Annotated in this window: 9 protein-coding genes and 1 pseudogene; 5 read left to right on the top strand and 5 right to left on the bottom strand. The window is 48.7% G+C overall.

What is annotated here, in order from left to right; genetic code table 11:
- Positions 1–99: 99 nt before the first annotated feature.
- Positions 100–4,260, top strand: a complete 4,161-nt coding sequence (locus tag ACNRUY_RS24320; protein WP_488114262.1) for a helicase-related protein — start codon at positions 100–102, stop codon at positions 4,258–4,260.
- Positions 4,261–4,292: 32 nt separating this feature from the next.
- Here the strand turns inward: ACNRUY_RS24320 and ACNRUY_RS24315 are convergent.
- From ACNRUY_RS24315 to selD, 3 genes and pseudogenes are all read right to left on the bottom strand, one after another.
- Positions 4,293–4,442 (bottom strand): annotated as a pseudogene (locus ACNRUY_RS24315) (transposase domain-containing protein); the annotation flags it as partial.
- Between the two features lie 236 nt (positions 4,443–4,678).
- Entirely contained in the window at positions 4,679–4,891 is a 213-nt protein-coding gene (locus tag ACNRUY_RS24310; protein ID WP_488114261.1) for a hypothetical protein, read from the bottom strand.
- A gap of 237 nt (positions 4,892–5,128) precedes the next feature.
- Positions 5,129–6,163: a selenide, water dikinase SelD gene (selD, locus tag ACNRUY_RS24305; protein ID WP_488114260.1), complete on the bottom strand. Its 1,035-nt coding sequence runs from the start codon at positions 6,161–6,163 to the stop codon at positions 5,129–5,131.
- 683 nt (positions 6,164–6,846) lie between these two features.
- Here selD and ACNRUY_RS24300 point away from each other — a divergent pair.
- Complete coding sequence (locus tag ACNRUY_RS24300) at positions 6,847–7,269, top strand: hypothetical protein (protein WP_488114259.1); 423 nt, start codon at positions 6,847–6,849, stop codon at positions 7,267–7,269.
- Between the two features lie 346 nt (positions 7,270–7,615).
- On the top strand, positions 7,616–8,101 hold the full coding sequence (locus tag ACNRUY_RS24295; protein WP_488114258.1) for a hypothetical protein: 486 nt from the start codon (positions 7,616–7,618) through the stop codon (positions 8,099–8,101).
- Positions 8,102–8,108: 7 nt separating this feature from the next.
- Here the strand turns inward: ACNRUY_RS24295 and ACNRUY_RS24290 are convergent, their stop codons facing one another.
- Both ACNRUY_RS24290 and ACNRUY_RS24285 read right to left on the bottom strand, forming a co-directional pair.
- Positions 8,109–8,645, bottom strand: coding sequence for a DUF2878 domain-containing protein (locus ACNRUY_RS24290; protein WP_488114257.1), 537 nt, complete (start codon positions 8,643–8,645; stop codon positions 8,109–8,111).
- 2 nt (positions 8,646–8,647) lie between these two features.
- Complete coding sequence (locus ACNRUY_RS24285; RefSeq protein ID WP_488114256.1) at positions 8,648–10,045, bottom strand: aminotransferase-like domain-containing protein; 1,398 nt, start codon at positions 10,043–10,045, stop codon at positions 8,648–8,650.
- 186 nt (positions 10,046–10,231) lie between these two features.
- On the opposite strand from ACNRUY_RS24285, the gene ACNRUY_RS24280 reads away from it, so the two are divergent.
- Together ACNRUY_RS24280 and ACNRUY_RS24275 are read left to right on the top strand one after the other, a co-directional pair.
- Entirely contained in the window at positions 10,232–10,834 is a 603-nt protein-coding gene (locus tag ACNRUY_RS24280) for a LysE family translocator (protein WP_488114255.1), read from the top strand.
- A gap of 126 nt (positions 10,835–10,960) precedes the next feature.
- The coding region (locus tag ACNRUY_RS24275; protein WP_488111291.1) for a transposase at positions 10,961–11,095 on the top strand (135 nt) is incomplete at its 3' end.

Genomic DNA, 11,095 nt, shown 5'->3' with positions numbered 1-11,095 from the left:
ACCTTCTCAAGCTTGATACTTCAGTGAAGGCTGGTATCAAGAACAAACGTAAAACCTGTGGCTGGGATGAAGACTATATGATGAAAGTGCTTGGGCTGATTGATTCTTGATCATGTTTTTGCCCTGGAGGGGATGGGACTTCGTGCTGTCGCCGCTGAAATTCGAAGGGAGGCAGAGAAAAGCAAATCTGGAGAAACAGGAAGCAACTCTGTCGAACTGGAATGGGATCACATAGTCAAAGACCTGGCTAGCACCTTAGATATAAGCAAATTTATTCTTGACTATAACCGCTATGCAAATCCGATTTTGTTTGGCGAATCTACGGCCGGTTTTCGAATGTCTGCCTTGCTTATGGCAAGGGAATTCTCCCGCAGGCCAAAAAATCAAAACAGCTCTGAAACGCTTGGGCTCGTAAAAGTCAATTATAAAGGGCTCGACAAAATACAAAGCTCTCCAGAGTACTGGGAAAATACTCCTGCTGTACCTGCCAAAGGCGATTTCCTTGACCCAAAAACAACTCTGACCTTACAGGACTGGAAAGACTTTCTAAAGGTCGTACTGGATTTTTATATCCGTGAGAACACATTCATTGCTTTGGACCCGGTCATGCAAAGCTGGATGGGAAGCAAATTTACATCGAAGAAACTGTTTCCTTCTGACGCTGATATTGAGACCAGTACCACCATCAAAAAGTGGCCGGTTGCCAGCCCTAAACAACCCAATCGCCTGGTAAAGCTGCTGGAGACAGCCACTGGCTTTGATAGGAAAGTTCAGCTTCAGGCAGACAAAATGAATGCATGGCTACGGCAGGCATGGAAAGATTTGACTGAGAAAACCCTGATTCTGGAAACAGTGGACAGAGGTCGGGCTTTAAAACTGGAAACATTAACGTTTTCCCTGCCTACAGAAGCCTGGGTCTGCCCGTTGACCCACCGCTTGCTGGATACCACTTTCAGAGGGCTTACTCCCTATCTACCCAGAAATTACAAGGAGAAAGACTTCCGCTGCCGCAAGGTCACAATACCAGAATTATCTCAGTTGGCTGCCAATAGTGGCGGCGTTGCTGCTCTCAACGAAATTCGAAGCCTCGTGGACCAGAACAAAGACATTCAAACTGCACGAAGTGAGAACTTGTGGACGGATATCAATGACCGGACAGTAGAAGGCGGATTCTATTACCGTACCGCTGAACACTCAGCCCAGCAGTCTTCCGAGAAGCTTGAAAAATACGAAGACCTTTTCAAGATAGGCAAAGTGAATGTACTGAACTGCTCAACCACCATGGAAATGGGCGTGGATATAGGAGGTATTTCAGCGGTTGTTATGAATAATGTGCCGCCACACCCTGCTAACTACCTTCAGCGTGCGGGTCGAGCTGGCCGAAGAAGTGAAGCGCGAGCCATTTCATACACGCTTTGTAAGGCTGACCCACATAACCAGAGGGCATTCACCAACCCTAAGTGGCCGTTCATTACCGCTATACCTGCACCAGGCATTACTTTAAGTTCTGACCGAATTGTTCAGCGTCATGTCAATTCTATGTTACTGGCCATGTTTCTTAAGCAATACGCCAGTACTGACCGTGACCGAACCAAACTGAATGTGAAATGGTTCTATGGTGGAGAAAGTGAGTCTCAATGCCAGAAATTTATCGACTGGCTTCAGTCGCAGCCTGCTGAAGTAGAACAATCTATTCGTCAGCTTGTAAAGAATACAGGATTGACCGGGCGCTCACTGGTATCGATCTGTAATGACGGGGTTGAAAAACTCAAGGAAATTCAGGAGCGCTGGCAACAAGAATTCAATAAGCTGCAAAGCAAGCTAAAAGCCGATTTAGAGCCCGCTTACAGACGCGCCCTTCAGCTGGAAATGAAAAGGCATGAAGAGGAATACTTGCTCCGGGATCTTGCAGCCCGAGCCTTTTTGCCGGGGTATGGCTTCCCGACCAATGTCGTTAACTTCAATAATTATAATGTTGAAGATTTCAAGCAAGACAAGAGTCGAGAGAATAAAGACAAAGCCAGCCGGGAAGATAATATTTTCACCGCTAAAGAACAGCCAAGCCGGGGGATGGATATTGCCATTCGGGAATATGCTCCCGGTGCACAAATTGTCATAGATGGCAGGGTTTACCGTTCAGCGGGTATCCAGCTTTATAGTGCCTTCCAGAACACCCAGAAGTTTGATATTGCCTGGCGCTGTAATAACTGTGGTGCCACCGGTGTTGAAGAGAATGCCTACAGCAACAGCGACAATCTGAAGTGCAATCACTGTCAGGCAGAGATAAAGCATTCCGAGAAAAAAGAAATCTTGCGTCCAGCAGGCTTCACAACCGATTTTTATGAACCCACCAGCAACGATATTAGTTCCCAGAAATTTATAAAGGTAGAGCGTCCAAGGATAGAACTGAATGGCGAAGCGTTAAGCCTTCCGGACAAACGATGCGGTTTTATCAAATACGGGCATAACGGCTCAGTGTTCTACCACTCCTCAGGGGAGCATGAGAAAGGCTATGCCATCTGCATGGGTTGCGGCAAAGCAGACTCAATGAATCTAGACGGCACCACTCCACAGTATTTGGCAGCACCAAACACTCATCGCCCCATTGGCGGAAAATCACGTCAAGGCACGCAGAACGAATGTAGCGGGTTTGTTAAGCCTCATGTGCATCTGGGGTATAAAATCCAGACCGATGTGCTGGAGGTATATCTCAGGAACCCCGTTACCGGTCAATGGCTCAGTGACTCTGTTGAGCATCAGGTGATAGCCACCACTCTGGCGGTTTCATTAAGGGATGCCATAGCCGACGAACTGGGTATCGCCAGCACCGAGATGGGCTTTGGATACAAACTTGATAAAGACCTTGAAACCGGTCAGGGACGATCAGTTGTTCAGGTATTTGACCTTGTAAGCGGTGGCGCAGGTTTTGTTGTTGCCGGTGTCAGCAATATCTCAAGTCTGCTTAAGAAAGTTCAGGGCAAGCTCGAATGCAAAGCGCATTGCGAAAACGTCTGCTCTACCTGCCTTGCGAGCAAAGACAGCCGAGTTGAACAGGAAGAGCTGGATAGAAACGCTGCAAAACAGTGGCTTTTGGACTGTGAATTCAGCTCCTATCTGGAACTGCCCAAAGAGTTTAACGCCATCAGTGGTGCCACCTATTGCTCTCAAACTAGTTTGCAGTTCATCCGCTCATCAATGAACAAACTGTGCAGTGAAGACGGTCAGAAAACCATTCAGATTGCATTGACAGGGGCTGTCAGCGAGTGGGATTTAGCCCATCCGGCATTCAGAGAGCTTGTGTTGAGCTGGCAAATAGTGGACAAGTTTGCTGTTCGTCTGGGCGTGGAACATCCAGAAAATCTGGACGATGAAGTTAAACGCAGCCTGCAATTACTCAATGATTTTGGCATTAGTATTGTCGCTATGGGTGAGAACTGGTTAAGCAGCGAGCCCCATCTTCTTGTTCAGGTTTATTCCGAGGTTGAGTGCTACAGCCTCTACAGCAACAGAAAAGAGCTGACACAACCAGGAGAAAACTGGCTGCAATCTGATCAGGCCTACGCTTTGATCTCATCAAAAGCGATCAGTGCCGTAGAGAGCAGCTCGATAGATACATCAGGCTGGAGCCCTGTAGCGGCTGGGTCCTCTATTTTACAGCTAACAACGGAACTGAATGGTCCGGTTATTTCCTTGTGCAACAGGCTTAATAAGCTGATAAAGGAAAAAGCCACGGAGCTAGCCTTATTACTTGAAAACGATAGTGCTGTTCAGGTGAGTTACTCTGATCGATATTTGAAATCACCGTGGTCATTGTTGCTCTTGAGTGGTTTTTTACACCTGTTTAAAGGCGAAAGCCTCAAACGGGTTGCCGTGCAAAGCCTTCAAGCATGTAATCGTGACAGCAGTTATCTGATCAATCATGACTGGAAATACGCTAAAGATCAGGAAGAGATTCTATATCGATGGCTTCAGAGTGTTCTTGGTTGTGAACCTGAAATCCAGATTCTTGATCATCCAAAGGAACTGATGCATGGCAGGGTAATTACTGTTGACTGGGTATCAGGTAAGCAAAGCAAAGTCCTGCTCGATCAGGGCATGGGCTACTGGTATACAAGAATGCCTTACAAAGATGATATGGAGTTCAATTTTCAGGCTGAAGTAAAAGACCAGATGATCTCTATGTTCGAGAAATTCAAGGTGGCAAATATGGTCAATTCTGGCAGCTGGCCAACTTATTTAGCAATAAGCACCGATTCATAGTAAGCGTTCAAACAGGGGGTATTCTCCCCCTATCAGTCCAAATCTGAGGTCATCGGATCAGCACCGAATTTGTCTTTCCATAATCTTGGTATGAGATCCCGGACATCCCTGGCCGGGTGGAGACTGATACGCTGGAGGACATCCACCAGGTATTTGTAGGGATCAATGCCATGAAGATGACATATATGGTGTGCCCCGGTTTGCAAGAGCCTGTAGCTGATGAAAAAGCATAAGTAGCTGCTTTCATATATTCGGCCTGTTTACGGAGGAAACTCCTGGTCCTGATGGATATTCGCGCGATCCGCCCTTATCAACTGTCAGGCTTATCACAACCGTGTCGTCTCACAGGTTTCAGCAGATCGTCGGTTTTTACCTGCTGACCATCAGATACTTTCTCTTCGAAATCGTGATCGCTTTGTCAACCTTCAGAAGTCGTGTCGCGGTGTTTGTCAACATAGTGGGCACCGGAGCAGGCCTCCATGGCAATAGTACTAGGCTCAAGAGTTGCAATGTACTCCAGCAGTTTGTGGCTTGTCGTCTTCTTGCGAGCTGATATCTGGCTATCTGCTGCCGCATCGAAAAGATGGAAAGAGTTCTTGCCAATATCAATACCGAGTACTGAAGTGTTCATGGGTGATTTGCCTCATTCTGTTCACTGGCAAACAACAGTGTGGCTCATGAATGCCGGTAAGAGGGGCGAACCATCCCATTAACTATGTTGACAAACACCGGAGCGGGGTAACGCTAAACTGCCTGCACGGCAAGTTATAGACCTGAATTCAGGGTATGACATGGATGGCCTGTATCCTGAATTTTCAGGGTATGGCAGGGGGGTAGTATATGGCCGAGCAATCCCCAAAGACCAAAATCAAGAAACCTCCGCCCACTTCCCCCCCCCATAAGCTGAAAGCTCACCAATGGCTTCCAGCTCTAACCCAAACCTGGCTGCCACATTATGAAAGGCTTCTTCCGCTTCCGGAGCAATGGCGACCAGGAGCCCGCCACTGGTCTGGGGATCACACAGAATCTGCTTTTGTTCTTCGGTAAGAGCAGCCACCTTGTCACCGTAGCTGTCATAGTTTCTCCAGGTGCCACCGGGAATACACCCCAGTTGCCGGTACGTCTCCACGGAAGGCAACAATGGTAGCTTATCCATAAAAAGGGTCGCTTGAACGTTGCTGCCCTCACATACTTCAAGCAGGTGGCCCAGCAGGCCAAAGCCCGTTACATCGGTCATTGCACTGACACCATTGAGCAGGGAAAGGTCTGAGCCGATGGCATTCAGGGTGCACATGGCGTCACGGGCAATCGGCTCATGTTCATTCATCAGCTGTTTCTTTTTCTGGGCCGTGGTCAGTATGCCCACGCCCAGTGGTTTGGTCAGAAAAAGCCGGTGACCGGGTTGAGCCTGATCGTTTCTTTTCAGCCGTTCCAGGGGGACTCGGCCGGTAACAGCAAGACCAAAAATGGGTTCGGGAGCGTCTATGCTGTGTCCCCCGGCCAGAGGAATACCTGCATCAGCACAGGCCTGTCGCCCACCGTCGACCACTTGCCGGGCGACTTCCGGAGGTAACTGGTTTACAGGCCAGCCGAGTATGGCAATGGCGACAATGGGTTTGCCCCCCATGGCGTAAATATCACTGATGGCGTTGGTGGCCGCAATCCGGCCAAAATCAAAGGGGTCATCGACAATGGGCATAAAAAAGTCGGTGGTGCTGATAATGCCTTCACCGTTGCCGATATCGATGACGGCAGCGTCGTCTTTACTGGAGTTACCCACAATCAGTCCTGGAAAATCGGGAAGGTCAAGGTGGGTTTTCAGTATGTTTTCCAGGATCTGGGGTGAGATTTTGCAGCCGCAGCCAGCACCGTGGCTGTATTCTGTGAGTTTAAAAGTTGCCATGGGGTCTACCTGGCCATTTGTCAGGCCGCTATTGGATTGTGCTGTAACCTGATCTGTATGGTGTTTCACCACACCCACCCAGCACCGCAGTCAGGATCAGCAGGGTTAGTCGTTTCATGGTCAATCACCATGGGAGAGGCTTAGCGTGAAGACTAGATAAATATCAGGCAACACGCCTTTTTTCTACTTTTTCCTGAGTGTACGCATGTAGAGATGTCACGACAGCCTTACGTCAACTGGTTTGCATTGATTGGCAATGCCAAGCTTACATCGCCTAGCCGGATGACATACATCAACTCTCAATTGTCGTAAGTGAGTACTATCTGCTGAATCACTGCTAGATCATAGGGGGGGCAAGGTGAGCTTCAGACAATATTGTAGTTTTTCGGGCTTTAAACCAACGAGAGATACCACTCAGGCACTGAAAGAAATAGAGAGAGTGACGTCTCTATCAAACGCTTTATCAGCGCTAACTATAAGCACTCCACTGTTTGAGTTTTTTGCGACCCCGTCTACTCGTGGACTGACGGTCATCAGCATTGCGACTTACGAATGGGATGAATTGGCTAAAGCTCTCAAATCAATCAACGAGACTTCACGGAAAAAAATATGGGACATGGCTAGTCTTCATTTGATGTTGACCCCGATGGATTCACAAAATACCAGGTTTTGGGAGTGTATCATTGAAGCATCCAGGTAAAACCACGTTTTTATTGTTGCTGCTGGTGACGCTTAATGTCATGGCCAGCCCGTGTAACATCAGCCCTATGTCGGTTCCGGAGCGGCACTGGCTGTTAAGTGAGCCTCCTGAAAATCAGAGAAAGGTTATCGCATTCTTGTTCCGGCTAACAAACTACAACTGCGAAAGGGATCGTTTTGCTGAAATAATCATGTCCAATGTCGAGAAAGTCGCTCAGGGTGGAAGCAGATCAGCTTTGGATAGTGCAGTTGACGAAGTGATGTACTTTGTTCCCAGGAAAGAAGACCGGGATCAGGTTGTTGCTATTTATGGCGAGAAAAAGGTCAAAGAGTTGGAAAACACGTTCAAGGAGTCATTTGATCCTGTTAAAACGTTGAGGCAGTTTGGGCTTATTTCAAAGAATTAGGATTGATTGAGGTGTCGTTGACTGTCCCGTTCTCTGTCATAGGAGAGTCATACCGGTAACAGTAAGATCGGTTACTTTAGCATCAGCTATTCCTGAGGGAAAAGCGGTTAAATTTTTGCACAAATGTTCTAATTTAGGCGAATCAGTCAACTGAGCCCCCATTAAAAGATGTTCAATGTCATATCTCTGTGATAAAAGATATTTCTAAGACGCCAGTTGTATGACTGGGTCGGGTTTAGAGAAAGGAAGACGTAGCCCTGAACGGCAAATGCCTCATGCTGACAAGTCTGCAGCCGGGGCAGTTTATACAATAACAGAGCTTTGATGGATTAGGAGAGTCAATCGGATGGGAGCGATCACTTTGCCTTGTTCTTCTGTCGATGAAGTACTGAATGGACATTCGGCGGCCTTGAAGCAATGGTTTGCAGAAAAAGATCATGTTCTTGATGGCCTGATGGTCCGTAAATTTCCTTCACGTCTGGAGCCGTACCAGTTTATTCCTTCGAGTTCCGAAACCCCATTTAATGTTGCTCGCTTCAGTTTAATTATGAGTAATGCCCGTGAAGAGTGGCGGGTCACTCTGGAGATGGTGTTTCACAGTCGTCCACGGCTGATGGAGGATGGTTCAGCAATGGGGTCCGGTATTTTGTTCAATGCACTGGATGAGGAAGGGGCTGCGGTTACCATCGACTATTTTCCCATTGGCAACAATGAGTTTTCACAGCCGTTATCGGCAGGACACTGGTGCTTATACTGGTTCAAAAAACTCAGCAAAAGCCCGAAGTTCAACCAGATATTCGCCTATAAAACCCTGGAAAAAGAACTCGAATAACGGGCAGTTACCCGACAGTATTCCGTTGTTTTGCCAGCCAGGCGTCAGAAAAGGATTGCAGCAGGGGGATGGTCAGCGACCAGATCACTGCCAGGATCAGCAAGGTTTGCCAAATGGGTTGAGCGAGGCTGACATCGCTGAGCTTTGCGCCCGCCAGGTAGCTCAGTGGTCCGCCAAAAAAGCCCAGAATGGCACCTGCCAGCTTGTGACTCCGGGTCCAGTCCAGGCTGTGCCGCAAAGTGGTGGCGAAAAGCAGCCACAGGCAGGCCAGCCAAAGGGGTAATAAGCGACCATTGCCTGTGGTTGATGAATTGAACTGGAGAATATCGAGGTTGCCCAGGAAGCTGTCTATGGCACAGCCCAGCAGCACGGTGATGGCCAGCAACTGTTTTTCCTGCTGCCAGTTGCCCACCCAGAGCAGGTGGATGATCAGGACCAATACTGCGGTGATCAGGGCAATGGTATTCCCTCCAAGGACACAGGCAAACCAGCCCAGCTGGAAGAGCAGGTAATTGGTCACCAGCTTCATGCGTTCTGAGGTCATCGTCAAAATACCATGGGTCTGCAGATCGGTGTGGGCTCAACCATTAAGCTATCACGAATGGTTTCAAGAGCGAACTGAACCTGATGGTCTGATTCCGGGCTGCTGATGCACAGCCGAACGGCCTGGGGTGTCGCGGTGCTACCAACAGCAAACAGCTCCGCCTGAAGCACACGGATGGACTGTTTTTCCAGTTGGCGTACAAAGGTTTCCGCCCTCCAGGGTTCCGGCAGTTTCAGCCAGACATGAAAGCCGAAAGGTTCCCCCTGAACCGTTAACCCTTTCAGGGTACTTTTTACCATGGCCTGACGGCAGCGGATGGTTTCTGCCTGCCACTCTATGAGCTGCTGAGCCATTCCGGATTCTATCCATTCACAGGCTACTTCCATCATCAGTGGAGGTGCTACCCAGCAATCGCTGCGCAGGGCGGATACCAGTTTATCTCTGAGATTGTCAGGAAACCCTATAAACCCGATACGAAGGCCGCCTGCCAGTGTTTTGGAAAAGCTGCTGGTATAGATCACCTGCTCCGGAGCCAGGCTGAAAAGAGCGGGAAGGCGCTCTGCAGGATCAATAAACTGCACATCATCTTCCAGGATGATCAGATTGTACTTTCGGGCAATGGTAATAATCTGCTGACGTCGTTTAAGAGGCATAACCACTGCAGTAGGATTTTGCAGGGCTGGCATCAGATAAAGCAGCTTTGGCCGGTGCTTCTGGCAGCACTGTTCCAGGGCTTCCGGTATCAATCCATAGTCATCCATGGGCAGGCCAATATGATGGGTTTGCCACTGTCGGGTTGAATTAATAAAGCCTGGGTAAGACAGGTTTTCCGAGACAATGGTATCCCCCGGTCGGGTAACCGCCTGCAGGGCCATCATGTTGGCATGCTGGCCACCATTGGTAATCAGCAGGTTATCATGAGGAATGGAGATCGACAGGTTGGCTAGCCATCTGGATATCGCAGACCTGTGTCTTGTGAGCCCGGTTTCCGGGAGATAGTCCAGCAGAGATTTAAGCCGCCGGGGATCTGAGGTAATGGTAGCGAGGGTTTCAGCAAGGATCTCTTCTCTTCGTGCCGGAACTGGAAGCGTAAGGCTAAGGTCAACCAGGGAGGGTTCCTGTCGGGGTGGTACCAGAAATTGAGCCTGATTCCAGGTTTTACCGGCTACATAGGTTCCGCTACCGACTCGGGCGGTTACCAGACGGCGCCTTTCAGCTTCAGCATAGCCCCGGGTGACCGTACCGATGGTGACTTTCAGTCGATCGGACAATAGTCGCTGGGTGGGTAATTTTTCACCGGATCTGAGAGTGCCATTCTTGATTGCCTGCTCTATGGCATCTGCCAGTGCTTTGTATTTCGGGCCGGAGAAGGTGGACAGATCCGGCTGCCATAAGCTCATTTTAAGGCCGCTCCTTGTTATTGTTCTGTCAGGGCTGTGGCATTGCATGGGTTTGTCATGGTGACAATTTATGAATTGACCCTTTTTTTTGATGAAATCATACTTTTCAGGTGTATTTGATTCCAGCAATTTTAATTGTATGGGTTTAAATCCTCTTGAGAAATAATAATCAACAGGGAAAGAAGAATGACCGAGCTTGAGATACTCTGGTTACCATTAATGATGTTTGCCTTCAGTTCCAGTATTACTCCCGGGCCTAATAATATTATGCTGGCTGCCAGCGGGGTGAATTATGGATTTATGCGGACCATTCCCCATATGCTGGGGGTTTCACTGGGATTTTTTATTCTGCTGATGGCCGTGGCTTTTGGAATGGGCAGTTTGTTTCAGGCCTATCCTGCTCTTCAGAGTGGTTTGAAATACCTGGGCTCAGCATACTTGTTGTGGCTTGCCTGGAAAATAGCGGCTTCCGGCCCGGCCACCGGTGATCAGGCGGAATCCAGGCCCATGACTTTCTGGCAAGCGGCCCTGTTCCAGTTTGTGAATATTAAGGCTTGGATGATGGCCATCAGCAGTATGGCGGTTTTTACCCTGTCGGGGGAGGATTATGTCCTTTCGGCCTGGTTGATTGGCTTGGTCTTTACTCTGGTTAATCTGCCCTGCATCTCAATCTGGGTAGCCTTCGGCTCTGGGCTAAAGCGGTTTTTGACGGACGACAGTAGCCTGAAACTGTTTAACTGGTCCCTGGCATCATTGACGGCGGCTTCCGTGGTGATGTTTTATATTTGATCTCTGGGTAAACGACTTTTTCAGGGGCTGCCCGTTTTCCTTCTGCCGTGGCGTTAATGTTAGGAGTTACCCACGAATTGTGGACACCCCGCTAAGTTAGATTACAGTCTAACTGGGAGGTGTATCATGAGCCAATATAGAAACCCTGCTTATACCGAAGAGTTCCGAAAAGAAGCTGTTCGTCTGGCAGGCTTACCAGACCACAAAGCTTCTGCTGTTGCTGAACAGCTCGGTATCAGCGTACAGCAGATCTACAATTGG

The sequence above is a fragment of the Endozoicomonas sp. Z74 genome, assembly GCF_057680865.1.
Note: the sequence above shows the minus strand (reverse complement) of the source record. Positions and strands in the feature narration are given on the sequence as shown.